This window comes from Microbacterium sp. Y-01, from assembly GCF_003856715.1.
Taxonomy (GTDB): domain Bacteria; phylum Actinomycetota; class Actinomycetes; order Actinomycetales; family Microbacteriaceae; genus Microbacterium; species Microbacterium algeriense.
On the sequence record NZ_CP024170.1, the window covers coordinates 226,038 to 251,721 of the forward strand.

A 25,684-nucleotide genomic window follows, 5' to 3' on the forward strand; every position below is an offset into this window, starting at 1 on the left:
GCTGGAATATCGCGACCGGAGCTCAATTGAAGGAGAACAACAGCATGACGCAGCTTCCCGTCGCCATCGTCACCGGAGGATCGGCCGGCATCGGCTGGGAGATCGGACAGCGCCTCGCCGCGGACGGCTACCGGGTCGTCGCGACCGACCGGGTCCCGGGGCTCACGGCGGCCGACAACCCCGCCGGGATCCTCTGGCGGGAGCTCGACGTGACGGATCACGCCGCCGTCGACCGGGTGTTCGGTGAGATCGAGACGGAGCTCGGACCCATCGAGGTGCTCGTGAACAACGCCGGGATCCAACGGCACCGCGGCATCGAGGACCTCACGTGGGAGGAGTGGTCCGCCGTGGTCGACGTGAACCTGCACGGGGTGTTCTCCGCGCTCCAGGCCGCGGGGAAGCGGATGCTCGACCGCGGCGAGGGGCGGATCGTCAACATCTCCTCCATCTCCTCGCGCGGCTCCGCGGGGCGGGCGCCCTATGCCACGACCAAGGCTGCCGTGATCGGACTCACCTCGACGGCCGGAGCGGAATGGGCGGCTCGGGGTGTGCGCGTGAACGCGGTCGCTCCGGGCTACGTCGACACCGGTGTCTTCCGGCACGGCGTCGAGCAGGGCACCCTGAGCCTCGAGACGATCCTGTCGCGCATCCCGGCGAAGCGCCTGGCCGAGGCGAGCGAGATCGCAGCCGCCGTCAGCTTCCTCGTGTCCGACCAGTCGCGGTACATGAACGGGCAGACTCTGTACGTCGACGGCGGGTTCATGGTGGACTACGGCGTGCCCCTCGCGAAGAAGCCCGAATGAGCGCCGTCGCCCGGATCGACACGGCCACCGCCGTGCTGTCCCTGCCCGCGCCGCTGCACCTCGGGGCGATGACGGTCACGCGACGGGAGTACTCGGCGGTGCAGGTCACGGCCGACGACGGGACGACCGGGATCGCGTACTGCCTGTCGCGCGAGGCTCCGATGACCGAGATCGTCGAACGGCTCGTGGCCCCGCACGCGCTCGGCGCGGAGACGGACGACCCCGCGGCCGCGTGGGAGAGGATGCTGCGCGGCAGTGCGATCGTCGGTCGGGTCGGACTCGTCAGGCGGGCCATCGGCCTGGTCGACATCGCCCTGTGGGACATCGCCGCCCGGCAGCAGGGTGCGCCGCTGTGGAAGCTGCTCGGCACCGGCGACGCCCCGCGCGAGGCCATGCTCGTCGCCGCGTATCCCTCGCCCGACCGCACTCCGCGAGCGGTCGCCGACGAGGTTCTCCGCCAGGCAGCCGGCTGGTCGCAGGTGAAGATCTCCCGCATTCCGGATCCGGCATACATGCGCGAGCTGCTGGCGATCCTCAACGCCGAGCTGCCCTCGACCACCGGACTCGTGGTCGATGTCGGGTTCGGCTGGCCCGACGCCGACACCGCGCTGGCGGAGATCACGCAGTGGGGAGGCCCGCGCCTCGCCTGGCTCGAGGACCCGCTGCTCCCCGAGGACGCCGCCGGCGTCGCCCGCATCCGTCAGGGCTCCGGCCTTCCGGTGGCGGTGGGTGACGAGGTCACCGACCCGGCGGTGCTGCAGGCGCTGGTCGAGGTCGGCGGAGTGGAGGCGCTGCGGCTGGACGTCGTGGCCATCGGCGGCATCACTCCCGCGCGCGAGCTGATCGCCTGGGCGGCCGAGCGCGGAGTCCCCGTATCGGGCCACGTGTATCCCGAGGTGACCGCCCACCTGGGCATCCAGGTCGAGACGTTCGCCCGCGGGGTGAACCCCTACGATCCGGCGCCGTCGTTCATCACGGAGGGTCCGCGATTCGACGGGACCATCACCCCTCTCACGACTCCGGGACTCGGCTTCGGCCTCGACCCCGCCGTCTTCCGATTCGGAAAGGACTGACATGGCAGACTCCGCACGCAGCGTCGTGGTCACCGGCAGCGGCAAGGGCATCGGCCGGGCTATCGCCGAGCGCCTCACCGCCGACGGCTGGACGGTCGTCGGTCTCGAGCGCTCACCCGGCTCGGGAACCGTGGAGGAGGGCATCGTGGCGGAGGTCGTGCTCGGCGATGCGTCGGATCGCTCGGCTCACGAGCGCGCCGCCGCCGCCGCCCGCGCCAGGGCTCCGCTCGCCGGCTGGGTGAACAACGCCGGGATCACGAAGCGCACCCCATTGCACGACCTGGATGAGACCGTGGTGCGGGAGGTCATCGACATCAACGGGTTCGGCTACATCTGGGGGTGCTCGGCGGCGGTGTCCGCGTTCGTCGATCAGGGCCTCCCGGGGGCGATCGTGAACGTCGGGTCGATCCACGGCCGGTCCAGCTTCGTCGACCACGCGGCGTACGAGTTCACGAAGGGCGGCATCGACGCCCTGACCCGCAGCGTCGCCGTGACGTATGGCGGTTTGGGAATACGCGCGAACACGGTGGCTCCGGGCGGCGTCCGTACGCCCCACCTGGAGTCCCAGATCGCCAGGGCCGCCGATCCCGCCGCCGAGGAGCGTGCGCTCGCGGAGGGGCCGCCGATGGGGCGCATCGCGCGCGCCGAAGAGGTGGCCGCGGTCACCGCGTTCCTCCTCTCCGACGAGGCTCCGTACCTCTCGGGACAGTCGATCGCGGTCGACGGAGCTTGGACGGCGTCGTTCGGCGACGTCGCCGTCAGCCCCGAGCTGCGGGCTCGCTTCGGCGGCTGATCCGGCTCACCGGAGGTACGCGTCCACCATCAGCGCGCCGCGGATCGCCCGCAGCTGTTCGACGAGGCGCGCGATGCTCTTCGCGTTCACCGAGGACACGGCGAGGTCGTGCGGTCCGAGCGGTTCGAGCTTCCCGGTGCGCAGGCGGATGACCTCCCACCCCGCGGCGCGGAGGGCCCTGTCCTTCCGCAGATCCGCGTCCTGCCGCTTGCCGACGTGCTCCAACCCGTGACGGCCCACCGTGTCGTACTCGACGGCGATGCGCAGCTCCGGCAGCACGATGTCGGGCCAGACCTCGGTGTGGCGGAAGAACGGGCGGGCCACCTTCACGGCGTTCACGGTCGGATCGAACGCGATCGTCGCCGCGAGCTCCGCGCGCAGACGCCCCTCGGCGGCGGACGCGGGTCGCGGCGCACAGACGCTCACGAACGCGGTCCCGGTCGGCAGGTCAGGCGTCTTCGTGCAGAGTGCGGGCGCCGGGCGGCGCGGTCTGCGGGGAAGGGCGCGTGCTTCGCCCAGGACGACGGGCTGGGGGCGGGCGAGCGCCGAGCACTCGGGACACCAGGCCGAGCGGCGTCGCACCGGTCCCGGACGCTCGCGCTGCTCGGTCGGGGTGGCCGCGAAGCGATGCCCGAGCGGACACTCCCAGCACAGCAGCACATCGGCGGCGAGCGGGATCTGCGACAGGACGATGCCGTGGTTCAGCTCGGGGTGGTACTGCCGCACGAGCTCGGGGTATGCCGCCCATCCCGTGCGATACGTGCCCACCTCATACGGAACAGCGCGACCGCGGGAGAACTGCCGTCGCGCCCACCACTGCATCACCGGTTCCGGCACGCGCCGACCCTACCCGTCGGCACCGACACGGCATCCGTCGGGTCGGACGCGTCGCCGATGTCCGCGGTCCGTGCGACGATCCGCACGTCGACGGGAGAACGGGATGCGCGGGGAAGCGACGGTGCTGCACGCCGACCTCGACGCGTTCTACGCCTCCGTCGAGCAGCGTGACGCGCCGGAGCTGCGCGGGCGGCCCGTCATCGTGGGCGGGGGCGTGGTGCTGGCGGCCAGCTACGAGGCGAAGGCGCGCGGTGTCCGCACGGCCATGGGCGGACGCCAGGCCCGCGACCTCTGCCCGGATGCCGTCGTCGTGCCGCCGCGTATGGAGGCCTACTCCGCGGCGAGCAAGGCGGTCTTCTCGATCTTCCGCGACACCACGCCGCTGGTCGAGGGGCTCTCGATCGACGAGGCCTTCCTCGAGGTCGGCGGCCTGCGGCGCATCGCCGGAACGCCCGAGCAGATCGCGGTGCGACTGCGCGAGCGCGTGCGGACGGAGGCCGGACTGGCCATCTCGGTCGGAGTCGCGCGCACCAAGTTCCTCGCCAAGGTCGCCAGTGCGGTGAGCAAGCCGGACGGTCTGCTGATCGTGGAGCCCGAGCGTGAACAGGAGTTCCTGCTGCCCCTCCCGGTGGAGCGGCTGTGGGGCGTGGGGGCGGTGACGGCCGAGAAGCTGCACCGGTACGGCATCCGCACGGTCGGCGAGCTGGCCGAGCTCGAGGCCGCGACGGCGGAGAGGATGCTGGGGAAGGCGACGGGCGCGCACGTGCACGCCCTCGCCCGGCTGAGGGATCCGCGGCCGGTCGACACCACCCGCCGCCGCGGATCGATCGGTTCGCAGCGCGCGCTCGGCAGTCGACCTCGATCGCCCGAGGAACTGGATCTCATCCTCACGCAGATCGTCGATCGGCTCGCGCGGCGTCTGCGCGACGGCGACCGGGTCTGTCGCACGGTGGTGCTGCGTCTGCGCTTCGGCGACTTCACGAAGGCGACGCGCTCGCGCTCCCTCCGGGCTCCGACCGACCGCACCGCCATCCTGCTCACGGTCGCGCGCGCCCTGCTCGCCGTGGCGCACACCGAGATCGCGGAGCGCGGCATCACATTGATCGGCATCTCGCTGTCGCAGCTCGACCGCGTCGACCGGGTGCACCCTGAACTGCCGATCGACTGGGGCGATGAGGCGCGCCTGGACACCGTGCTCGACGATCTCCGCGATCGCTACGGTGCGACGTTGGTCTCGCGGGCGGCGCAGCTCGGCCGCGACCCGGGGTGGTCGTCGCCCGTCCTGCCGGAACACGAGTGAGCACTTCTGGCCCGGCCCCGCCGTGCGAGCCTGCAACGGTTCGAGCCGAAGCTCGCGGATGCGGTGCCCGACCGCGCCGGGTCAGGCCTTGAGCATCGACGCCCGCGCGATGCGTCCGTCCACCACGTCGAAGGTCGCGATGGTCTCGGTCGCGACGCCGGCGTTGATGACCTGCTCCTGCGCGACGACCCACCGGGAACCGAAGAGCACGCTGGTGTCGATGACGCACGAGAGCTCGGGGTTCTGCAGCCGGGGCTCGTAGAAAGCCCGGATCGCGGCCGACCCCACGATGAGCTCCGGCGCCACACCGGTGATCACCGCGTCGTCGGCGTAGGTCGCCACGAACGCGTCGAGGTCGTGCGCGTTGAAGGCGTCGAGCTGCGCCTGCACGGTGTCCAGGGCGGAGCGGTCGAGGGCGGTGCGGTCAGTCAATGCGAACTCCTCCGTTGACGTCATAGGTGGCTCCGGTGATGAAGCGGGAGCGCTCCGAGGCGAGGGATGCGATGATCCAGGCGACGTCCTCCGGCTGTCCGAACGCTCCGAGCGGGATGCCGGCTTCGAGCTTCGCGCGCCCCTCGCCCTGCAGCTGGTCGGTGATGGCGCTGGCCACCGGGCCGGGGGTGACCGCGTTGACGCGGATGCCCTCCGACGCCAGGTGCCGGGCGAAGCTGCGTGTGATCGCGAGGATCGCCCCCTTGCTGGCGGCGTAGTGGATGCCGGTCTGCAGCGCGCCGACCTGTCCGGCGATCGAGGCGATGTTGATCACGGACCGGTCGCCGTCCGCGGCTCGGAGGAGCGGAAGGGCGCCGCGGGTCAGGAAGAACGTGCCGCGGGCGTTGGTCTCGAGGACCAGGTCCCATTCGTCGAAATCGATCTCGTCGTAGGGCGTGTAGGGGCAGACGCCGCCGTTGTTGACGAGCACGTGCAGCGATCCCCACGTGGCGGTGACCTCCGCGACCAGGGCATCGATCGACGCGCGGTCCTGCAGGTCGAGGCGGGACACCCGGACCTCGGGGGCGCCGGCAGTACGGCAGTCCCCGGCGACGCGATGGGCCTCGGCCTCGCGCCCGGCGTAGGTGATCCAGAGGGCGACGCCCTCGCGGGCGAGTTCGAGGGCGGCGGCGGTTCCGATACCGGAACTGGCCCCCGTGATCAGTGCGCGGCGAGCAGTCATGTCATAAACGCTATAGCAACCCGAGCGCAAAGTCAGCCGTCGTGCAGCAATCTGCTAGATGCTATAGCATCGCTCTCATGACCGCGCCTCTCATCCTCGTCAGCGACTGCGACCTGCCGGGAACCGTCATCGAAGACACCCTCCGGCAGGCCGGGCTCCGAGCCGAGCGTGCCGCATCCGGGAGCATCGACGACCTCGCCGTTCTCGGCGCGGACGCCGAAGGCCTGGTCGTGCAGTGGGCGCAGATCACCGCCGACGTCATGGACCGGATGCCGAACCTGCGCATCATCAGCCGCGTCGGCATCGGATACGACATGGTCGACGTGCCGGCCGCCACAGCTCGGGGCATCGCCGTCGCCAACACGCCGAGCTACTGCATCGAAGAGGTGGCCGCCCACACGATCGCAATGATCATGACGCAGGCCCGCGGCCTGCCCGCATACGACCGTGCCGTGCGCGCCGGGACCTGGAAGGCGGTCGACGCGCGGCCGCTCGCGGTGCGCCCGTCGACGACGACCGTGGCCGTGCTCGGGTTCGGGCGCATCGGCTCCATCGTCGCCCGCGGATGCCGTGCCCTGGGGTTCCGCGTCGTCGTCGCCGACCCGTACGCCGCACCCGACGCCGTGCGCGAAGCCGGATGCGAGCTCGTCGAGATCCCGGATGCCGTGGCACAGGCCGACATCCTGACCCTGCACGTGCCGCTGACGGACGCCACGCGCCACCTCATCGACGGACCGGCTCTCGCGACCATGAAGCAGGGCGCCGTGATCGTGAACACCTGCCGCGGACCCCTCATCGACGAGGAAGCGCTCGCGGCCTCGCTGCGCGCCGGGCACCTCGGCGCGGCGGCCCTCGACGTCTTCGCCGGTGAGCCGCTCGCCGACGACTCGCCCCTGCGCGACCTCGAGCAGGTGCTGCTGACCCCGCACGCCGCCTGGTACTCGCCGGAGGCGCTGGCGGATCTCCCCGTGCACGCCGCGGACAACATCATCCGATTCCTCGCCGGGGAGTCCGTCCCGATCGTGAACCCCGCGTACGCCGCGCGCTGACCCCAGGAGCACCCATGGAACTGCTGCGACTCGGATCCCCCGGTCAGGAACGCCCCTTCGTCCGCGACGGGGACACCGTGTACGACCTCGCCTCCCTCACGCCCGACATCGACGGCCCGTTCCTCGGCGCCGACGGCATCGCCCGTGCGCGTGCCGCCCTCGACCGGGGCGAGCTCCCCGCGGCCGACGTCGAGGGGCTTCGCATCGGCGCTCCCATCGCCCGCCCGACCGCCGTCGTGTGCATCGGCCAGAATTACGCGGCGCACGCGGCCGAATCCGGGGCGGAGCCGCCCGCGCACCCCGTGATCTTCTTCAAGCACCCGAACACCGTGGTCGGACCGAACGACGTCGTGCTGCTGCCGCCCGGCGCGGAGAAGGTCGACTGGGAGGTGGAGCTCGCGGTCGTGATCGGCAAGACGGCACGATACTTGCCGTCGGTCGAGGCGGCACGCGACGTCATCGCCGGGTACACCATCTCGAACGACGTGTCGGAGCGGGCGTACCAGCTCGAGGTCTCGGGCGGGCAGTGGTCGAAAGGGAAGTGCTCCGAGACGTTCAACCCTCTCGGCCCCGCGCTCGTGCCGGCGGACGAGGTCGACCCCCAGGCGCTGAGGCTTCGGTCCTTCGTGAACGGCGAGCCGCGCCAGGACTCCTCGACCGCGGACATGATCTTCCCGGTGCTGCAGATCGTGCACGAGCTGAGTCAGTACCTGGTGCTCGAGCCCGGTGACGTCATCAACACCGGGACCCCGCAGGGTGTCGCCCTGTCGGGGAGGTTCCCCTACCTGCAGGACGGCGACGAGATGACGATCGAGATCGACGGACTCGGACGCCAGCAGCAGCGCACGGAGCGCGTCCGGCTCGGCTGATCCGCCCGGCGGCCTGTGTCCGGGGCACGGTTCCCATGGCTGAGTGCACCGTGTCCCGGGCAGAGGCCGTCGGGTGTTCCCCCAGATTCAGGCAATCGCGCGAGATCAGGCAAGTGGCCAGGGTTTCGGCCTGTTCTGGCGGGATCGCCTGACCCTGCGCGCTGGGTGCGGTGCGAGACGCGGGGCTCGAGGCGCAGGGTCCGGGGAGCAGGGTCCGGGGGCAGCATGCCAACATATTGGCCACTCTCCTGAGCCGATTCAGGCAATCGCGCGAGATCAGGCAAGTGGCCAGGGTTTCGGCCTGTTCTGGCGGGATCGCCTGACCCCGCGCGGGATCGCCTGACCCCGCGCGCCCGGCCTGACCCCGCGCGCCCGGTGTGACCCCGCGCGCCCGGTGTGACCCCGCGCGCGGGGTCAGCCGGCGAAGGGGAGGACGGGGATGCCGTGCACGCCGGGGCGCACGGCGAACACCGAGCCGGCCTCGGTGCCGTGGTCGGCGGGGAGGCCCTGTGCGGAGGTGGTGATGTAGAGCGTGCCGAGGTCGTCGTCGCCGAACGTGCACGCGCTGACCTGGGGGACGGGGAGGTCGATCGTCGCGATCAGTTGTCCGGATGCGTCGTAGCCGCGCACCGCGCTTCCGCCCCACAGCGCCACCCACACGCTGCCGTCGGCGGCGATCGTGAGGCCGTCGGGAGAGCCGTCGTCCTCGGCGATGGTCGCGAAGGATCGGCGGCCGCGCAGGTCGCCGTCCGCCACGTCGAACACGTCGATGCGTCCGGTCTCGGTGTCGATGTAATACGCGCGCCGTCCGTCCGGGGCGAAGCCGACGCCGTTCGACACCGTCACGTGGGGCAGGACCGTGGTGATGCCGAGCTCGGCATCCACCCGCAGCAGGCTCGCGGCGCCCGGCGTGGAGTCGTAGCCCATCGAGCCGGCGAGCAGACGTCCGCGCGGGTCGCAGCATCCGTCGTTCATGCGCACCGAGGTGTCGTCGAACAGGGAGGCGGCGGCGCGCGCGTCTCCGTCGACGTCATCCGCGAGATAGAGGGTGCGGGCTCCGACGGCGACCAGTCCGCCCTGGGTCCGGGGGCGTGCGAAGGCGAGGTACTCGTCATCGATGTGCTGGCGGGTCACGCCGTCGGAGCGCAGCGTCAGCAGGTCTCCGGCGTCGCCGTCCACCCAGCGCAGTCCGCCCCATCCCGGCCACCAGATGGGGGCTTCGGCGTGGTGGGCGATCGGTCCGGTGACGTTCTCGGGGGTCATGCGTCCTCGCGGTGCTGTCCGCGCGGCGTGGGCGGCCGCAACGGGTCGGTGACGGGCAGGGGGTCGGCCTCGGGCGGGGCATCCGGCGTCGGCGCGGACGACGCGGGAAGCTCCCTGGCCACCTGCTTCTCGAGCACGGTGACGGCCTCGTCCGAGAGCAGGATGAGGCCGTCGAGCTCTTCGCGCACCCGCTTGTAGGCGACGTTGCGCTCCGCCTGCGTTGCCGACTCGTCGACGGCCACCTTGAGCAGCTGCTGCGCCCGCTCCAGCCGCTTGCGCTCGGGCTCGGTGAAGGTCGAGTCGCGCAGCCGCCTGGCGTCCTTCTCGGCGATCTCGAACGCGACGGCGTAGTCGCCCACGGCCTGCAGATACTCGGTCACCTGCTGCTCCGAGACCTTGGCGTCGGCGGAGGCGGGGCGCAGGGCGTCGGCGGTCTTCTTCGCGCGGAGGAAGGCAGCGGTCAACGGCTGGCGGCCGTCGCTCATGGCGGGATAGGCGATGAGCTTCGCGACGTCGAGCTCGTAGTCGAGCCAGCGCGCCGTGATCTCGTCGTGCTCGGCGAAGAGGCGCGCGACGAGGTCGGCAGGGGCGACGGATGCGGTCGTGTCGACCACGGTGGGTCCGCGCCGCTTGGCCTGCTGGGTCAGTGCGCGCGCCTCGATCTCGGCGGTCTTCAGCTGGGCTTTGATGCGCAGCGTCTCCAGGCGGCGTTCGTGCCGGCGCTTGGAGTTGCGCTCCCACGCCTTCGCGGCCCCGCCGGCCATGCCCATGATCGGGAAGACGAGCCACCAGTAGTGTCCCGCGAAGGTCCAGAAGCCCTGGATGAACTCGTCCATGATGCGTTCAGCCTACTGCGCGGTGTCTCACGCCGAGGGGTGCGGGGCCGTGGCCGCGCACGCGTGCACGAGGATGGAAGCATGCCACCGAGGAACGTCGCGATCGTCGGGCTGGAGAGCAGCCATGCCGAGGAGATCATCCGCCATCTGAACGTCGATGCGGCCGCGGATGCGTCCGTCCGGGTGCAGGCCCTGGTGGCGCATCCGGACGCGGAGCGTACGCGGTTCCTCGCTGCCCTCGGCGGTATCGATCGGATCGTCGACGACCCGGCCGAACTGCGGGGCGAGGTCGACGGCGTCGTGGTGACGTCCAGGGACGGCGCCCAGCACCGGGCGCAGGCGGTGCCGTTCCTCGAAGCGGGCACGCCGGTCTGGGTGGACAAGCCTCTCGCCACCTCGGCCGTCGATGCGGGGGAGATCGTCGCGGCGGCGGAGCGGGGTGGCGCCGCGCTCACCTCGTCGTCCACGCTGCGCTGGTCGGCGGAGATGGCTGCGGCGGCCGACGGGGTGTCGCGGATCGGCGCGCTGCAGTCGGTGCGGGTGACCGGACCCGCCGACGCCGGGCATCCGCACGGAGGGCTCTTCTTCTACGGCATCCATGTCGCGGATCTCGCTCAGCGGCTGCTCCCGGGCGAGCCGGAGCACGTCGCCGTCGACGCGCTCCCCGACGGCGTCGTCGCCACCTACCGGCTGCGGGGAGTGCCGGTGTCGCTGGAGCTGATCCGCCCGACCGCGACGACCCAGGTGCCCTTCCACGTCGCCGCCGTCGGACGGGAGGGCATCGTGAGCCGCGACATCGCCGTCGGGCCCGGGTACATGAAGCCGGCGGCGGATGCCTTCGTCGACATGCTCGTCTCCGGCCGTCAACCGTTGTCCGCGGCGGAGATGCTGGCTCCGATCGTCGTCCTCGAGAGGATCGCGGCGGAGCTCCCCCGGGCGCACTGACACCGTTCGTTCACCGAGCGTTCCATTCGGAGTACGGCGGTCTCGTAATTGCGCGTCACCTTCGGGAGTTGGAATACCGATGTTCTCGGAATGCCGAGACATCTTCCTCCCGAAAGGTCATCATGCGCCGCTTCACCCTGCCCGTCGTCGGCCTCCTGGGCGTGGCCGCCCTCGCTCTCACCGGGTGCCAGAGCCCGACCGCCGAGGCGGCCCCGGCCGACCCCGACGCCCCGATCACGATCGCCACCATCCCGGTCGGCGAGGACCCCACCGCCGAGAACCCGATCGAGGTGTTCGCCGAGCTGCTCGAGAAGGCGACCGGCCGGGACGTCGAGATCACCGACGTCCCCGACTACCTCAGCGTCGTCGAGGCCATCCGCGCCGACCACGTCGACATCGGCATCATGAGCGGCTTCCCTTCCGCGCTCGCCGTCAACACCGGAGAGGTGGATGCGCTGGTCGCGTTCCAGGGCGACGGCAAGCCGGTGTCGACCTGCGTCGTGCTCGACGACTCGCCGATCCAGACGGTCGAGGACCTCGAGGGCAAGACCGTGGCCTTCGCCGATCAGGCCTCCAGCTCGGGGTACTTCATGCCCGTCTACATGCTGCACGAGGCGGGTCTCGAACAGGGCGAGGACTACGAGGCGATCTTCGCGGGCGGCCACGAGGGCAGCTTCGCGGCGCTGGAGCAGGGACAGGTGGATGCCGCGTGCACCGCCGTCATGCTGACCCAGCTCGGCGCCCCGATGTTCCCCTTCGCCGACGGCGAGTGGCGCGCGGTGGGCGAGAGCCCGGCGATGGACATCCAGGGCGCGGTGCTCGGACGCCAGTCGCTCGATGCCGAGACCCGCAAGGTGATCCAGGACGGCATCGCCGAGGTGTTCTCGCCCGAGAACGCCGAGCGGCTCGGGGCGTACGGCTCCTTCGCGGCCGCGCCGCAGAGCGTCGACCCGGAGAGCACGGACTTCGAGTCGTTCGCGGAGATCGCGGCCGTCGCCGGCGTCGAGCTCAAGGACCTCCAGTGACCGTCGCTCCCACCCGGGTGGCAGCTCCGGCGGAGCGAGACGAGATGCGCACGCCGACGGCCGAGGTGCGACAGGCCCTTCCCCTTGTCACCGTCCGCGGGCTGAAGGTCGCGTACGACGCCACGACCGTGCTGGACGGGGTCGACCTCGACCTCTTCCCCGGCGAGATGGTCGCTCTGCTCGGCGCCTCGGGCTCCGGCAAGTCGACGCTGATGCGCAGTCTGACCGGGTTCGCCCCGGTGTCCGCAGGCTCCGTCCGCGTCGCCGGCCACGACGTCACGAACCTCGCCCGCGGCGAACTGCGCACCCTGCGCTCCGAGGTCGGGCAGGTGTTCCAGCAGTTCAACCTGATCCCGCGGCTGAGCGTCCTGACCAACGTCCTCACCGGTGCGCTGCACGGGGCCGGGCCGATCAACCTCGCCGGCGGGTTCTCGAGCGCGCACCGGCGCCGGGCACTGGAGCTGCTCGATCGGGTCGGCATAGCGCACAAGGCGTCCGCCCCCGCCCGGTCGCTCTCCGGCGGACAGCAGCAGCGCGTGGCGATCGCCCGGGCGCTCATGCAGCGGCCCGCCGTGATCCTCGCCGACGAGCCGGTCGCCTCGCTCGACCCGAAACTCGCCGACTCGGTGCTGGGACTGCTGCGGGAGATCGCCACGCAGGACGGCATCCCGGTGCTGGTGAGCCTGCACGTGCTGCCGCTCGCGCTCGCGCACAGCGACCGCATCGTGGGGCTGCGGCACGGCGAGATGCTCGTCTCGGGCGTCACGTCCCAGCTCGAAGCCGCCGCCCTGGAACCGCTGTACGACGACGAGGAGCACCGCGATGACGACCACCACTGAGCCGCGCGCCGACCGCACGGCTCGTCCGCGGCTCGACCCGGCGGAGCGGGCCCGCCTCGAGAGCGCCTTCCGGGTGCCGCGCGCCCGCTTCCTGATCGGCCTCCCCGTCGCGTTCCTCCTGCTGCTCTGGTCGTTCAACGGCGCCCAGTTCAACTTCGTGAAGCTCGGCGAGGGCGCGGTCAACATGGGCGAGTTCCTCTCCCGCCTGTTCCCGCCGGACTTCTCCAAGATCGGCACGATCCTGGCGCTGCTGCTCGAGACGTTCCAGATGGCCGTCGTCGGCACGGTCCTCGGCGCCGTGCTGTCCCTGATCGTCGCGTTCGGCGCCACCTCCACGCTCGCACCGAGGTGGCTGTACTACCCCACGCGGTGGATCATGAACATCATCCGCTCGGTGCCCGACCTGGTCTTCGCGCTGATGTTCGTCTCGGCGGTCGGGCTCGGTCCGTTCGCGGGCATCCTGGCCATGACGCTCGGATCCATCGGCTCGATCGGCAAGATCTTCGCCGAGGCCATGGAACAGGTCGACCGCGGCCCCGTCGTCGCCATGGAGGCGGTCGGCGCGTCGAAGCGGCAGGTCATCCAGTACGGCATCCTGCCGCAGGCCGCACCGCTGCTCACCTCCTACACGCTGCTGCTGTTCGAGGGGAACGTGCGCGGCGCGACGATCCTCGGCCTCGTCGGCGCCGGCGGCATCGGCCTGGAGCTGACCACGGCCATGCGCATGTACGACTACGGCCACCTCAGCGCCATCATCATCTGCATCATCGTGCTCGTCACGCTGATCGACCAGGGCAGCGCCCTCATCCGAAGGAGAATCACATGACCATCATCGACACCGAGCTCGTCCTCAGCGCACCGGTCAACCTGCGCGACCTCGGCGGCATCGCGATCGACGGCGGTGTGCTCCGCGAGGGGCTCGCGATCCGCACGGACGACCTCGCGTACGTGACGGCGGACGTCGCGGACGGCCTCGTCACCGGCGGGCTCACCGCCATCATCGACCTCCGCTCGCCGCTGGAGGTCTCGGTCACCGGTCGCGGTCCGCTCGGACAGCACCCCGTCGCGTACCACCACCTTCCGCTCATCGCCGACGTGGGGGAGTCGATGGACCGGGAGCGTCCTGCCCTCACGCATGAGGCGATGGGGCTGATGTACCAGCGCATGGTCGAAGGCGCGGCACCGCAGCTGGTCATCGCCCTGAACGTGATCGCGCATACGCCGGGCACCGCGGCCTTCCACTGCGCCGCCGGTCGCGATCGCACGGGTGTGCTCGCCGCGATGCTGCTGCTGGCCCTCGGTGCCGCAGACGAGGACATCGTCACCGACTACGCCCGTACCGGCGACAACATGGTCGCGATCATGGCGCGCACCGCCCCCGTGATGGGCGCGATGTGGAAGGCTCTGGGGTTCGACGCCGATGCCATCGACAAGACGTCGTCCCTGCTGGAGGGATCGATGGACGTGTCGATGCGCAGCCTGCTCGACACGCTGCGTGCCCAGCACGGCGACCCGCTGACGCCGCTGCGCGCCGCCGGACTCTCGGATGCCACGATCGCGCGGCTGCGCGGGCGGGCGCTCGCCGCGTGACGACGCCGACGACGGATGCCGGGACTGCGGTCCGCCGCCGCCCCGGCCGTCCGCGGGATGAGGACATCGACGGGCTGATCGTCGCCGCGACGCTGGCCATCATCGACGCGGGCGAGGAGGTCACGGTCTCCCGCGTGGTCGCGCGCAGCGGGGTGAGCAGGGCCGCGCTGTATCGACGCTGGCCCTCGCTCACGCTCCTGATCGCTGCGGCTCTCGACGTCGGGCGCGAGGTGCCCCCGGCCTACCCCGAGGATGCGGATCTGCGGGAGGTTCTCCTCACGGGGCTGGGTCTCGGTGCCGACGGCGTCGCTCCGTCCGCCCCGGGGTACTCCGAGGAGCGGTTCCGGCAGCGGATCCGGCTCGTGATGTCGGACCGCGCCCTGCAGAAGACGTACTGGGATTCGCACGTCTCGCGTCGGCGGGTGCCGCTGCAGAACGCGCTCCGGGTCGGGATCGCCCGCGGTGAGCTGCGGAGTGACCTCGACGTCGAGGCGTGCTTCGATGCGATCGCCGGGGTGGCGTACTACCAGCTCGTCGTGCGGGGCGATCGGATCAGCGATCCTGCGGTCGTGTCCCGACTCCGTGCCGCGATCGAGGTGATCTGGCGCGGCACGGTCTCCTGACCCGCCCGGTCCGCGGTCAGGATCGGGTGAGGTCTTGCGCGAGCATGAGCACGATCCCGCTCGGACCGCGGAGATAGGTGAGCTTGTAGACGTCCTGGTAGTTCGCGACGCCGCGGAGCGGGTGGTATCCGTGACGGGCGGCCACGGCCAGGGACTCGTCGATGTCGTCCACGGAGAAGGCGATGCGGTGCATGCCGATCTCGTTCGGCCGGGTGGGCTCCGTCTCGATCGCGTCGGGGTGGATGTACTCGAACAGCTCGATCTGGCCGCGACCGTCGGGTGTCTGCAGGACGGCGATCTTCGCGTGGTTGCCGTCGAGTCCGACCGCGGTCGACGCCCACTCGCCGCTGACCTCGTCCCTCCCCAGCACGGAGAGGCCGAGATCGGTGAAGAAGGAGATGGCGGCTTCCAGGTCGCGGACGGCGATCCCGACGTTCTCGAGTGCGATGGGCATGGCGGCGATGCTACTCCGCGCCGGCCTCAGTGTCCGAGCTTCTCGGCGCAGGCGACGCAGTACTCGGCGAACGGTCGGGCTTCGAGGCGTGCGGCGGGGATCGTCCTGCCGCAGTTCGCGCAGATCCCGTAGGTGCCGGCATCGACGCGGGCGAGCGCGTCGTCCACCTGGCGGAGCTCGGCGGCCGCGGCTTCGGCCAGGCCCGTCAGGCGCGACCATTCCGAAGACAGGGTGACGCCCTCGGGGTCGTGCTCGTCGTCGTCGTTGGAGCCCTCCCGGTCGTGGGTGAGCTCGTCGAGGGTCGCGGCCGTCGCCCGCATCCGCTCCTCGGCGCGGACCCGCAGCTCGTGCAGGCGTTCGCGGGCGTCGGCGGTCATGCGCCCACTCTAGGCGCGACCGCCGACGCCGGGGCCGTTCCGCGGACGCGCCGGTCAGCGGCTAGGCGGAACGGCCGGAGCCGCGGGTGGTCGGGATGCTGTCGGTCGTCGTCGGCACGGCGACGGCCTTCATGCCGGGGTGGTCGCGCTCGAGCGCTGCACCCTCCATGTCGACGTTCGGCAGGATCCGGTCGAGCCAGCGCGGCAGCCACCAGGCCGAACGGCCGAGGAGGTGCATGAGCGCGGGCATCAGCAGCATCCGCACGACGAACGCGTCGAGCAGCACGCCGAACGCGAGGCCGAAGCCGATCGAGCGGATGATCGTCGACTCCGAGAAGATGAACCCGCCGAACACCGACACCATGATGAGGGCGGCGGCGATCACGACCGAGCGTCCGGCGCGGAAGCCCTGTGCCACGGCATCGCGTGCGGAGGCCCCGTGCACGAACGCCTCCCGCATGCCGGAGGCGAGGAACAGCTGATAGTCCATCGCGAGCCCGAACAGGATGCCGACCAGGATCACGGGCAGGAAGCTGAGGATCGGTCCCGTGCTGTGCAGGCCGATGATCTCGGCGCCCCAGCCGAACTGGAACACCGCCACGATGAGGCCGTACGTCGCGAACAGCGAGAGCACGAAGCCACCGGTCGCGATGAGGGGAACCAGCAGCGAACGGAACACCACGATCATGATCAGCAGCGACAGTCCGACCACCACCACGAGGTACAGCGGCAGCACGTTCGCCAGGGCCTCGGAGATGTCGATGTTGATGGCCGCCTGGCCGGCGACGCCGAGGGTGATGCCGCCGTCGATCTCGGGCAGTGAGCGCAGATCCTGCACCAGCTTCTCGGTCGACGCGCTGTTCGGTCCCTCCTCGGGAAGCACCTGGAACGCGAGCAGGGTGTTGTCGTCGGAGGCGGCGATGGGTGCTACGGCCACCACGTCGTCCTGGTCGGCGATCTTCTCGGCGATCGTGACCTGCGTCGCGAGGAGGTCGTCGTCGCTCACGGCGTCGTCGAGGGTCGCGGTCACCAGCAGCGGACCGTTCGCACCTTCGCCGAACTGCTCGTCGACGGTCTGGAACGCGCGGTAGCTGGTCGAGTCGCTCGGCTCGCTGGAACCGTCGGGCAGGCCGAGACGCATCGATATGGCGGGGATGGCGATGATGAGCAGGGCGACGACGCTCACGACCGCGGTGACGACGGCACGCAGCGTCGACATGCGCTTCACGGGCTTGCCCGCGGCGTGCTCCTGGCCGATCGTGGCGCGCGCCCGACGGCTGAGCAGACGCGGACCGACCAGGCCGAGGATCGCGGGGGCGAGCGTGATGGCGACGAGCACGGCCACCGCGACGCAGACGGCGCCCACGGTTCCCATGAGCCCGAGGAACGGCACACCTGTCACGTTGAGCGCGAGCAGCGCGACGATCACGGTCGTGCCGGCGAAGACCACGGCCGTGCCGGACGTGCCGGTGGCGAGTCCGATCGACTCGCGGACGGGCACGCCGGCGAGCACCTGCTTGCGGTGCCGGTTCACGATGAAGAGCGAGTAGTCGATGCCGACCGCGAGCCCGAGCATGACACCGAGGACCGGGGTCACCGACGCCATGTCGACGACACCCGAGAACGCCAGGGATGCCGTCACGCCGACACCCACGCCGACGATGGCGGTGACGATCGGGAGGGCGGCGGCCACGAGGGAGCCGAGCATGACGATCAGCACGACAGAGGCGAAGGCGAGTCCGACCGCCTCGCCGATGCCGAAGATCTCCGGGACGCCCTGCGCGATGTCGGTGCCGAACTCGACCTCGACGCCGTCGATCGGCTCGTCCTGGAAGTGCGCGATCGCGGACTGCTTCACCTCTTCGGAGAGTTCGAGGCGCGGGTCGACGAACGAGATGTTCACGATCGCGGTCGAGCCGTCTTCGGAGACCACGCCGATGCCGTCGGCGAGGTCGAGGAGCGTGGAGCCGAGCTCGACCTGCTTCTCGTTGTCGTCGAGCTCGGAGCGGTTCGCGTCGAGCGTCTCCTGCTGGGCCTCGAGTTCGGAGAGCTGGCCGTCGAGCGCGGTGAGCTGCGCATCGAGGGCGGCGAGCTGCGCTGCGGGGGCTCCGGCTGCCTCGGCCTGGGCACGGGCGCCCGAGAGCTGCTGCTTGCCGGCCTCCAGCTGGGCGCGGCCGGCGTCGAGCTGGGCCTGACCCGCGTCGAGCTGCGTGCGTCCGTCGTCGATCTGCTTCGTGCCGTCCGCGAGCTTCTGTGCCTGCTCGTCCTGCTGCTGCTGTGCGTCGAATGGATCGACCACGGAGGCGACCCCGTCGAGGTCCTCGGCACTCGCCGCGAGGTCGGAGATCTCCCGCTTCTGCTCGTCCGTGAAGGGTTCGCCGTCATCGGTGCGGTACACGACCGTGCCGGTGCCTCCCGCCGTGTCCGGAAGCTTCTCGGCGAGCTGGTCGGTCACTTCGCCCGAGGCCGTGCCCGGGATGTCGAAGCTGTTGCTCAAGGTGCCGCCGAGCGTGAGGAACGCGCCGACTCCGATGCCGAGGATCACGACCCAGGAGACGATCACCGTCCACGCCCTGCGTGCAGCGAACGAACCCAGACGGAACAGCAGTGCAGCCACGTGATCTCCTTCAGACCTGAAGAGCATACGGCACGTCTCGTCTAGGGATCTGTGGCTATCCTGAACGCATGGTGAACGAGCATCGCAGCGGGCCCGTGCGCAGCACCGTCGCCCGAGAGGCCATCCTCGACGCCACCGCACGACTGTTCCACAACCAGGGGTACGACCGCCTCACGATCGAGGGCATCGCCAAGGAGGCCGGGGTCGGCAAGCAGACCATCTACCGCTGGTGGCCTTCGCGCGGGGCGCTCATCGCCGACTGTCTCGCCGAAGGCCGCCTCATCCCCGTCGACTTCGTCGTGCCCGACACCGGAGACCTCGCCACCGACGTGGAGACCTGGCTGCGCAGCGTGCTCGGCATCCTCGAAGCCCCCGAGGGCGGTGCCCTGCTCCGTTCGCTCGTCGCCGCCGCCACCGAAGACGCGGCGGTCGGCGCCCACCTCGGCGAGAGCCTGGGAGTGGAGAAGTACCTGTCGGAGCGTCTGCGTGGCGGCATCCGGGACGGACAGCTGCCGGAGGAGGCCCCCGTGGAGCAGCTCGGCCGTGCGATCCTCGGGGCCATCATCGTCGAGTCGCTCGGACGCGAGACGCACGACCCCGACTCGGTCGTCGCGTTGGCGCGGTACCTCTTCGATCGCTGAGCGTCCTCCGGGAAGGCGGGCGATGCCCGGAATCGGTGATCGTCGCACGGACGTCCGGGGTCACTCATCGTCAGCCCCTCTTCTCTGGGTGACAGCGCCTTCGCCGGTGTGGGCCTGTCGGCCGGAGTGGTGCCCGTGAACGAATGCGCTGCCATCGGCGCTGCCTCGGGCCCGCCCTCTCCGCGTCCGGATGCGATCGACCGCAGCATCCACCCGGTCTCGGCGCGAGGCGAGCACGAGAGCGGTGCCGTCACCGGCGTGTTCCCAGACCGCCCGCCGCGCCTCCACGAGACGGCCGACCGCGCCGGCCGCGAATCCGCGGAGGAACCCGCTCCTCGCGCGACGTCGTTCGCTCTCGGTACACGCGTGATACCTCTCGCGATGCTCCGCCCACCACGTCCGCATCGCCACCTTCGCCTGCACCTCGAGGGATGCGGTCAGCCTCCGCACCTGAGCCACATCCGAGACATGACCAACGAGATAGAGGATCGAGCCCGCCCCGCGTTCCGCATGAAGCGGGTGGACCGCGCCCAGGGCCAGCGCGACGCCCGTTCCGAGCTCTCGGAAGTCGCGCGCGTATGTGCCGGTGAAGAGGATCTGCTCCTGCACGATCTCCTCGGGCGCCTGCCCCTGTCGTCGCCGCCGCTCATCGACCTGCGCCTGATCGATGCCGTACTTCAGCATCAGCCGCTCGGCGTGCTCCGTCAGCGCCTCCGCCTCCTCCGGCGTGGTGCTCTCGGCCTTCGCCAGCAGCTTCTCGATCAGTTCGAGCTTCCCGTCGCCCATGCCATCCCCTTCGTTCGTGTGCCTCGCATCCTTCACGGGGGTTCCCCCAGGGGCGGGTGCCGCGACGAGTGCGCGCCGGAGAGCGGGGAGAGTTGCAGAGAACCCGCCGCGGTGCAGAACCGGTGTTGGCTCCGCGGCTCTGCGGGGCGGGGGCGTGGCGCCGGGGCTGCGGGCCGGGGTGTGCTGCGGCGGGGGCGGGGTCGCAGTTTCGCGCCGAGGTCGCATGCATGTGCGGGAGCTGTGCGACGCGGATGCGAATCTGCGACGCGGCGCGGGTGGTCGAGGCGGCCTCGAGTGCGGGAGTCGCGGCCTCAGCAGCAGGCGGGCGCCATCACGGACCCGTCGCGGGGTCGCAGTTTCGCACCGAGGTCGCAGCGATGTGCGGGATCTGTGCGACGCGGATGCGAATGTGCGACGGGGGTGCGAAACTGCGACGCGGATGCGAATGTGCGACGCGGGTGCGAATGTGCGACGCGGGTGCGAATCTGCGACGCGGGCCCGGGTCAGCCGAGGAGCAGGGTGAGCACGGTCGCGCCGCCGCCGCCGAGGATCAGCGCGACGATGACGGTCCACGCGATGATGCGGATGCGCCGGTTGCGCTTCTCGCCGAGGTCGCCGTAGTCCTCGCTGAGGCCGTCGCCGCTCATCAGGCCACCGGCTCCGTGACGGTCGGACCGAAGTACGACGGCAGCGTGGCCTGCGAGCGCTCGCGGAGCTCGGCGGCCGAGACGGTGAAGACGTCCTGCACCTCGAGCTGCGGCTCGCTGTCCGTGACCCCGATGCGGGCGACGGGGTAGCCGCGTCCCTCGCAGAGTCCGCGGAACTTCACGTCGTCCTCGCGCGGCACGGTCACGAGCACGCGACCGGTCGACTCGGAGAACAGGGCGGTCGCGGCATCCACGCCGTCGCGCTCGATGATCTCGTTCAGCCAGACGCGGGCACCGACGCCGAAGCGCATGACCCCCTCGGCCAGAGCCTGCGCGAGGCCGCCCTCGGAGAGGTCGTGCGCCGAGGAGATGAGCCACTCGTCACGGGCCGCGGCGAGCAGCCCGGCGAGACGCTTCTCGCCCGCGAGGTCGACCTTCGGAGGCAGGCCGCCGAGGTGCTGGTGCACGACCTCGGCCCACGCGGAACCCGAGAGCTCGGTCGACGTGGTGCCGAGCAGGTAGATGTTCTGCCCCTCGTCCTGCCATCCGGACGGGATGCGGCGGGAGACGTCGTCGATGATGCCGAGCACGCCGACGAGCGGGGTCGGGTGGATCGGCACGTCGCCGGTCTGGTTGTAGAACGAGACGTTGCCGCCGGTGACCGGGGTGCCCAGCTCGTAGCAGCCGTCCGCGAGGCCGTCGACGGTCTGGCCGAACTGCCACATGACCTCGGGGTTCTCGGGGGAGCCGAAGTTCAGGCAGTCGGTGATGGCCGTCGGCACGGCGCCCGTCACGGCGACGTTGCGGTACGCCTCGGCGAGGGCCAGCTGGGCACCCGCGTACGGGTCGAGCTGGCAGTAGCGGCCGTTGGCGTCGGTCGCGATGGAGAAGCCCAGGCCGGACTCCTCGTCCACGCGGATCATGCCGGCGTCGTCGGGGAAGCTCAGGGCCGTGTTGCCGAGCACGTAGTAGTCGTACTGGTTCGTGATCCAGCTCGTGTCGGCGAGGTTCGGGGAGGCGACGAGGTTGAGGAACTGCTCGCGCAGCACGGCCGGCTCGGAAGAGCGCGGCAGCTTCTCGGCGGCGTCGGCCTGCAGGGCGTCGATCCACGTCGGGTACGCGACCGGGCGGTCGTAGACGGGGCCGTCGACCGCGACCGTCGAGGGGTCGACGTCGACGATGCGCTCGCCCTGCCAGTCGATGATGAGGCGTCCGTCGCCGGTGACCTCGCCGAGCACGGAGGTCTCGACCTCCCACTTGTTCACGACCGCCATGAAGGCGTCGAGCTTCTCGGGGGCGACGATCGCCATCATGCGCTCCTGCGACTCCGACATGAGGATCTCCTCCGCCGTGAGCGTGGGGTCGCGCAGCAGCACGTTGTCGAGGGAGACCTTCATGCCGCTGTTGCCGTTGGCCGCGAGCTCGCTGGTCGCGCACGAGATGCCGGCGGCGCCCAGGTCCTGGATCGCCTCGACGAGCTCGCCGCGGTACAGCTCGAGGCAGCACTCGATGAGCACCTTCTCGGCGAAGGGGTCGCCCACCTGCACCGCGGGGCGCTTGGTGGGGCCGCCGTCGGCGAACGTGTCGGAGGCCAGGATGCTGGCACCGCCGATGCCGTCGCCACCCGTGCGGGCGCCGAAGAGGACGACCTTGTTGCCGACGCCGGTCGCGTTGGCGAGCTTGAGGTCTTCGTGGCGCAGAACGCCCACGGCGAGCGCGTTCACGAGGGGGTTGGCCTGGTAGACGGAGTCGAAGACCGTCTCGCCGCCGATGTTCGGAAGGCCCAGGCAGTTGCCGTAGAAGCTGATGCCGCTGGTCACGCCGTGCACGACGCGGGCGGTGTCGGGGTGGTCGATCGCACCGAAGCGCAGGGCGTCCATGACCGCGACCGGGCGGGCGCCCATCGAGATGATGTCGCGGACGATGCCGCCGACGCCGGTGGCCGCGCCCTGGAAGGGCTCGATGAAGGAGGGGTGGTTGTGCGACTCGGCCTTGAAGGTGACGGCCCAGCCCTCGCCGACGTCGACGACGCCCGCGTTCTGGCCCATGCCCACCATGAGCCGTTCCTTCATCTCGTCGGAGACCTTCTGGCCGAAGCGGCGCAGGTAGTTCTTGCTCGACTTGTAGGAGCAGTGCTCCGACCACATCACCGAGTACATCGCCAGCTCGCCCGAGGTGGGTCGGCGGCCGAGGATCTCCTTGATGCGCGCGTACTCGTCGTCCTTGAGTCCGAGGGCGCCGTACGGCTGCTCCTTCTCGGGGGTCGCGATCGCGTTCTCGACGGAGTCGGGGACGTGCTGGGGGGAAGGTGCAGGGGCGGTGGTCACGCGCACTCCAAAGGAAGGGGCCGGCGGGGCAGATTCAGTCTACCGGCGCGGGTGGGGGCCAGATCTCGGGCCGGTGCGGGTGCGGCGGACGGCGTGCGGGCACCGCGTTGCGGTCGTCATCAGATCGTTGTGTACCGCTCCGCAGCCGTCTGTCCGCGTGCCCCTAGGGTGGCAGCGTGCGTGTGCGTCCTCTTGTTCTCTTCAGTCTCGTGACCGTCCTGATCCTGACCGGGTGCGCGCCGGCTCCGGAGGCGTCTCCGAGCCCGTCGGCGGCGTCGGGTTCGCCTTCTCCGACGCCTACTCCCACCGAGGAGCCCGTCGTGGCCCCCGAAGCGGCGTTCGATGTCACGTGCGCCGACGTGAACGACGTGATCGCGAACCTGCTGGGTGGCTCCGTCGGCGGAGAGAAGGACGCCATGGGCCTGACCTCCGCTCCGAACTGGTACCCCGGTCCTGCCCAGCACATGATGCAGCGCGCGGGCGGCATCGCCTGCTCGGCGGGCGATCCCGAACTGTTCGACCCCGAGTCGTCGCCGGACGCCTACTGGGGGATCGCCATCGTCCCGGATGCGCAGCGGATCATCGACGGCACCGCCGAACGCGGCGCGGGTGAGAACGGCGCAACGGGGGTCCGCTGCTATCCGAGCTCCTGCATCATCGACCTCCGCGACGGCGAGGTCCTGATGTCCGGTTCGCTGAGGGCCCCAGGGATCACCGAGGCGGACGAAGGCCGCGTCCGCGCCGCGATCGAGGGCATCCTGGCGTCCGCCGCCAGCACGCTCCGAGAGGTCGAGGTCGGTCCGAGCGAGATCGCCGCTGCGCGCTGCGAGAGCCTGCTCACGGCCGAGGAGGTCGCCGCGGAGCTCGGCACGCACGTCGAGATCACCGACTTCACCATGCTGGGTGGATGGGGCATCCCCGCGGAGGTCTACTACGTGAAGGACGGCGGCCAGCTCTGCCTGTATGCGGAGGGGCTGAACATCTACGAAGACGCCACCCTGGTCTCGTTGACCACGCTTCCAGCCGGTGCGTGGGCCTTCGAGGAATTGGACGGCGCGAGCCCTGAGACCGTCGCGGGCGCGGATGCCGCGCTCTCGAGCGTCGACTTCTACGGTCGCTCCGCGCTCGACGTCCGCGTCGGCCCGGACTGGCTGCGCTTCACGTTCTACGACGGGCGGGCCGCCGCCGACATGATCCCGATCGCGACGATGGCCGTCGAGCACCTGACCCGGGGGCGTCCTTCTCCGCAGTAGGTCCCGGCTCGGGTGGCGGATCAAGAGGAGGAGGAGCCCGCCGCCGCGGTGAAGCGCTCCGCCAGAGCGCCTGCCGCCTCCTTGAGCTGTTCCGGTCCGACGATCGTGAACGGCGCATCGAACCGTGCGACGGCGGCGAGGATCCCCGTCCACGACCACGAGCCCAGCCGCACGCGGCAGGAGCCATCAGCGAGCTCCTCCAGCTCCCCGTCCTCGACCCACGGCTTCACCTCGCGCGCCGGGAGCTCGATCACGACCTCGCCCGTGCACGGCCAGCGATCCTCGGTGCTCGAGCCCTTGGCCCTCGCCGCGAGGTAGGTCTGCGCGTCGGCGGCAGGCAACGGCCGGGGAGCGAATGACGGGCCGGTCGGCACGCGCGGCCGCATCCGGTCGAGACGGAAGGTGCGCCAGTCGTCCGCGTCCCGGTCCCACGCCAGCAGATACCACCGTCCTTCGCGGGCGCCCACGGCGTGCGGCTCCGTGCGGCGGGCGGGACGATCGTCAGCGCCGTAGTCGAATCGCAGCACCTGCCGCTCCCGGACGGCAGCGCTCGCCGCCTCGAGCACGGCCGGATCGACTCTGGTCGTGTTCTCCGATCCCGTGAAGCGGATGCCGTCGACGCGGTGCCGCAGTCGCGAGGGCATCACCTGCCGCACCGTGGCCAGAGCGCGTGCCGCGCCTTCGTCGATGTCGATGCCGCTCGACGGCACGGTCTGGAGGGCGACCGCGATCGCCACCGCCTGCGCGTCGTCGAAGAGGAGCGGGGGCAGTTCCGAGCCGGCGTCCAGACGGTAGCCGCCGTCGGGGCCCTTGATCGCGCGGATCCGATAGCCCAGCTCGCGCAGCCGATCGACGTCGCGGCGCACGGTGCGAGAGCTCACATCCAGCCGGTCGGCGAGCACACGGCCGGGCCAGTCCCGCGGCGTCTGCAGCAGCGACAGCAGCGCGAGCATCCGTGACGAGCTTCCGGTCATGTTCTTCAGTCTGTCGCAGGTAGAGGACAGAAACAGACCTCTACTGTCGAGATCGTTGTCTCAGAGCGGTCCGAACGGCGGGCCGCGACACAAGGAGACAGTCATGACCATCACCACGACCACCCACCTCAACTTCCGCGGCACCGCTCGGGATGCCCTCGACTTCTACCGGTCGGTGTTCGGCGGCACGGTCACCGCCGCCACCTACGGACAGTTCGGCCTGCCGGAGGGCGCGCCCGGTTTCGACAAGCTCGTCTTCGGGCAGCTGGACGCTCCGGGCGGCATCCGCCTGATGGCCTACGACATCCCGGGAATGGACGACGCCGACCCCGCGGCGACGGCCGGGACGACCACGCGCGAGAACGGGGCGACGATCACCGACCGCACGTTCTTCCAGTCCCTGCGCTCGGACTCGCTCGACGAGCTCCGGTCGTCCTGGGACGCCCTCGCCGAAGGTGCGACCGTGATCGAGCCGCTCGCCGCCTCGGCCTGGTCGCCCGGCTTCGGCATGCTCACGGATCGCTTCGGCGTGACCTGGGTCCTCGACGTGCAGCCCTGACGCCTCCTCCGTGGACGGGTGTCGGACGGG

At 70.9% G+C, this 25,684-nt stretch carries 27 protein-coding genes; 15 read left to right on the forward strand and 12 right to left on the reverse strand.

Annotation, left to right across the window (positions count from 1 at the left end):
* Positions 1-44: 44 nt before the first annotated feature.
* Genes CSX12_RS01045 through CSX12_RS01055 form a run of 3 tightly spaced genes read left to right on the forward strand, consistent with a single transcriptional unit; the run spans position 45 to position 2,669 of the window.
* Positions 45-803, forward strand: a complete 759-nt coding sequence (locus tag CSX12_RS01045) for an SDR family oxidoreductase (protein WP_017202986.1) — start codon at positions 45-47, stop codon at positions 801-803.
* Positions 800-1,876 (forward strand): enolase C-terminal domain-like protein, encoded by a 1,077-nt coding sequence (locus tag CSX12_RS01050; RefSeq protein ID WP_124894546.1) that lies wholly within the window; start codon positions 800-802, stop codon positions 1,874-1,876. The genes CSX12_RS01045 and CSX12_RS01050 overlap by 4 nt, the downstream gene beginning before the upstream one ends.
* Before the next feature lies 1 nt (position 1,877).
* Positions 1,878-2,669 carry an SDR family oxidoreductase gene (locus tag CSX12_RS01055; protein ID WP_124894547.1) on the forward strand — a complete coding sequence of 264 codons (792 nt, stop codon included), beginning with the start codon at positions 1,878-1,880 and terminating at the stop codon, positions 2,667-2,669.
* A gap of 6 nt (positions 2,670-2,675) precedes the next feature.
* On the opposite strand, the gene CSX12_RS01060 is transcribed toward CSX12_RS01055, so the two are convergent.
* Positions 2,676-3,506 carry a hypothetical protein gene (locus tag CSX12_RS01060; RefSeq protein WP_124894548.1) on the reverse strand — a complete coding sequence of 277 codons (831 nt, stop codon included), beginning with the start codon at positions 3,504-3,506 and terminating at the stop codon, positions 2,676-2,678.
* Between the two features lie 103 nt (positions 3,507-3,609).
* Between CSX12_RS01060 and dinB the strand changes: the two genes are divergently transcribed.
* The gene (dinB, locus tag CSX12_RS01065) at positions 3,610-4,806 is read left to right on the forward strand and encodes a DNA polymerase IV (protein ID WP_124894549.1); all 1,197 of its coding nucleotides are present in this window, start codon (positions 3,610-3,612) and stop codon (positions 4,804-4,806) included.
* Between the two features lie 81 nt (positions 4,807-4,887).
* Here the strand turns inward: dinB and CSX12_RS01070 are convergent, their stop codons facing one another.
* The gene (locus tag CSX12_RS01070; RefSeq protein ID WP_124894550.1) at positions 4,888-5,238 is read right to left on the reverse strand and encodes a nuclear transport factor 2 family protein; all 351 of its coding nucleotides are present in this window, start codon (positions 5,236-5,238) and stop codon (positions 4,888-4,890) included.
* Complete coding sequence (locus CSX12_RS01075) at positions 5,231-5,980, reverse strand: SDR family oxidoreductase (protein ID WP_124894551.1); 750 nt, start codon at positions 5,978-5,980, stop codon at positions 5,231-5,233. Before CSX12_RS01075 ends, CSX12_RS01070 begins: the two co-directional genes overlap by 8 nt.
* A gap of 77 nt (positions 5,981-6,057) precedes the next feature.
* Here CSX12_RS01075 and CSX12_RS01080 point away from each other — a divergent pair, with 77 nt between their 5' ends.
* Both CSX12_RS01080 and CSX12_RS01085 read left to right on the forward strand, forming a co-directional pair.
* Positions 6,058-7,029 (forward strand): C-terminal binding protein, encoded by a 972-nt coding sequence (locus CSX12_RS01080; protein ID WP_124894552.1) that lies wholly within the window; start codon positions 6,058-6,060, stop codon positions 7,027-7,029.
* Between the two features lie 14 nt (positions 7,030-7,043).
* Entirely contained in the window at positions 7,044-7,898 is an 855-nt protein-coding gene (locus CSX12_RS01085; protein ID WP_124894553.1) for a fumarylacetoacetate hydrolase family protein, read from the forward strand.
* 414 nt (positions 7,899-8,312) lie between these two features.
* Here the strand turns inward: CSX12_RS01085 and CSX12_RS01090 are convergent, their stop codons facing one another.
* Both CSX12_RS01090 and CSX12_RS01095 read right to left on the reverse strand, forming a co-directional pair.
* Positions 8,313-9,161 (reverse strand): SMP-30/gluconolactonase/LRE family protein, encoded by an 849-nt coding sequence (locus CSX12_RS01090; RefSeq protein WP_017202975.1) that lies wholly within the window; start codon positions 9,159-9,161, stop codon positions 8,313-8,315.
* Positions 9,158-9,997, reverse strand: coding sequence for a hypothetical protein (locus CSX12_RS01095; RefSeq protein WP_017202974.1), 840 nt, complete (start codon positions 9,995-9,997; stop codon positions 9,158-9,160). The genes CSX12_RS01090 and CSX12_RS01095 overlap by 4 nt, the downstream gene beginning before the upstream one ends.
* A gap of 81 nt (positions 9,998-10,078) precedes the next feature.
* On the opposite strand from CSX12_RS01095, the gene CSX12_RS01100 reads away from it, so the two are divergent.
* The 6 genes from CSX12_RS01100 to CSX12_RS01125 all read left to right on the forward strand — a co-directional run bounded on the left by CSX12_RS01100 (position 10,079) and on the right by CSX12_RS01125 (position 15,019).
* Positions 10,079-10,942, forward strand: coding sequence for a Gfo/Idh/MocA family oxidoreductase (locus tag CSX12_RS01100; protein WP_124894554.1), 864 nt, complete (start codon positions 10,079-10,081; stop codon positions 10,940-10,942).
* 122 nt (positions 10,943-11,064) lie between these two features.
* Positions 11,065-11,967 carry a phosphate/phosphite/phosphonate ABC transporter substrate-binding protein gene (phnD, locus tag CSX12_RS01105; RefSeq protein ID WP_124894555.1) on the forward strand — a complete coding sequence of 301 codons (903 nt, stop codon included), beginning with the start codon at positions 11,065-11,067 and terminating at the stop codon, positions 11,965-11,967.
* The gene (locus CSX12_RS01110; protein WP_017202971.1) at positions 11,964-12,806 is read left to right on the forward strand and encodes a phosphonate ABC transporter ATP-binding protein; all 843 of its coding nucleotides are present in this window, start codon (positions 11,964-11,966) and stop codon (positions 12,804-12,806) included. The genes phnD and CSX12_RS01110 overlap by 4 nt, the downstream gene beginning before the upstream one ends.
* Positions 12,790-13,632 (forward strand): phosphonate ABC transporter, permease protein PhnE, encoded by an 843-nt coding sequence (gene phnE / locus CSX12_RS01115; RefSeq protein ID WP_124894556.1) that lies wholly within the window; start codon positions 12,790-12,792, stop codon positions 13,630-13,632. Before CSX12_RS01110 ends, phnE begins: the two co-directional genes overlap by 17 nt.
* Positions 13,629-14,396 carry a tyrosine-protein phosphatase gene (locus CSX12_RS01120; RefSeq protein ID WP_124894557.1) on the forward strand — a complete coding sequence of 256 codons (768 nt, stop codon included), beginning with the start codon at positions 13,629-13,631 and terminating at the stop codon, positions 14,394-14,396. The genes phnE and CSX12_RS01120 overlap by 4 nt, the downstream gene beginning before the upstream one ends.
* Positions 14,393-15,019 (forward strand): TetR/AcrR family transcriptional regulator, encoded by a 627-nt coding sequence (locus tag CSX12_RS01125; RefSeq protein WP_124894558.1) that lies wholly within the window; start codon positions 14,393-14,395, stop codon positions 15,017-15,019. Before CSX12_RS01120 ends, CSX12_RS01125 begins: the two co-directional genes overlap by 4 nt.
* A gap of 16 nt (positions 15,020-15,035) precedes the next feature.
* Here CSX12_RS01125 and CSX12_RS01130 read toward each other — a convergent pair whose 3' ends face one another.
* From CSX12_RS01130 to CSX12_RS01140, 3 genes are all read right to left on the reverse strand, one after another.
* A complete protein-coding gene (locus CSX12_RS01130; protein ID WP_017202967.1) occupies positions 15,036-15,473 on the reverse strand; it encodes a VOC family protein in 438 nt (145 codons plus the stop codon).
* Between the two features lie 26 nt (positions 15,474-15,499).
* Positions 15,500-15,850: a TraR/DksA C4-type zinc finger protein gene (locus CSX12_RS01135; RefSeq protein WP_124894559.1), complete on the reverse strand. Its 351-nt coding sequence runs from the start codon at positions 15,848-15,850 to the stop codon at positions 15,500-15,502.
* A 61-nt stretch (positions 15,851-15,911) separates the two neighbouring features.
* On the reverse strand, positions 15,912-18,467 hold the full coding sequence (locus tag CSX12_RS01140) for an MMPL family transporter (RefSeq protein WP_124894560.1): 2,556 nt from the start codon (positions 18,465-18,467) through the stop codon (positions 15,912-15,914).
* 68 nt (positions 18,468-18,535) lie between these two features.
* On the opposite strand from CSX12_RS01140, the gene CSX12_RS01145 reads away from it, so the two are divergent.
* A complete protein-coding gene (locus CSX12_RS01145) occupies positions 18,536-19,108 on the forward strand; it encodes a TetR/AcrR family transcriptional regulator (RefSeq protein WP_124894561.1) in 573 nt (190 codons plus the stop codon).
* Positions 19,109-19,168: 60 nt separating this feature from the next.
* Here CSX12_RS01145 and CSX12_RS01150 read toward each other — a convergent pair whose 3' ends face one another.
* From CSX12_RS01150 to purL, 3 genes are all read right to left on the reverse strand, one after another.
* Positions 19,169-19,894 (reverse strand): DUF2786 domain-containing protein, encoded by a 726-nt coding sequence (locus CSX12_RS01150; protein ID WP_164479512.1) that lies wholly within the window; start codon positions 19,892-19,894, stop codon positions 19,169-19,171.
* A gap of 503 nt (positions 19,895-20,397) precedes the next feature.
* The gene (locus tag CSX12_RS18415) at positions 20,398-20,541 is read right to left on the reverse strand and encodes a hypothetical protein (protein WP_017202962.1); all 144 of its coding nucleotides are present in this window, start codon (positions 20,539-20,541) and stop codon (positions 20,398-20,400) included.
* Positions 20,541-22,868 (reverse strand): phosphoribosylformylglycinamidine synthase subunit PurL, encoded by a 2,328-nt coding sequence (gene purL, locus CSX12_RS01155; protein ID WP_124894563.1) that lies wholly within the window; start codon positions 22,866-22,868, stop codon positions 20,541-20,543. Before purL ends, CSX12_RS18415 begins: the two co-directional genes overlap by 1 nt.
* A gap of 320 nt (positions 22,869-23,188) precedes the next feature.
* On the opposite strand from purL, the gene CSX12_RS01160 reads away from it, so the two are divergent.
* Positions 23,189-24,121, forward strand: a complete 933-nt coding sequence (locus tag CSX12_RS01160) for a hypothetical protein (RefSeq protein ID WP_124894564.1) — start codon at positions 23,189-23,191, stop codon at positions 24,119-24,121.
* Between the two features lie 20 nt (positions 24,122-24,141).
* Here the strand turns inward: CSX12_RS01160 and CSX12_RS01165 are convergent, their stop codons facing one another.
* Complete coding sequence (locus CSX12_RS01165; protein ID WP_124894565.1) at positions 24,142-25,095, reverse strand: YafY family protein; 954 nt, start codon at positions 25,093-25,095, stop codon at positions 24,142-24,144.
* Between the two features lie 103 nt (positions 25,096-25,198).
* Here CSX12_RS01165 and CSX12_RS01170 point away from each other — a divergent pair, with 103 nt between their 5' ends.
* Positions 25,199-25,654: a VOC family protein gene (locus tag CSX12_RS01170; RefSeq protein WP_124894566.1), complete on the forward strand. Its 456-nt coding sequence runs from the start codon at positions 25,199-25,201 to the stop codon at positions 25,652-25,654.
* The last annotated feature ends 30 nt before the right edge of the window (positions 25,655-25,684 follow it).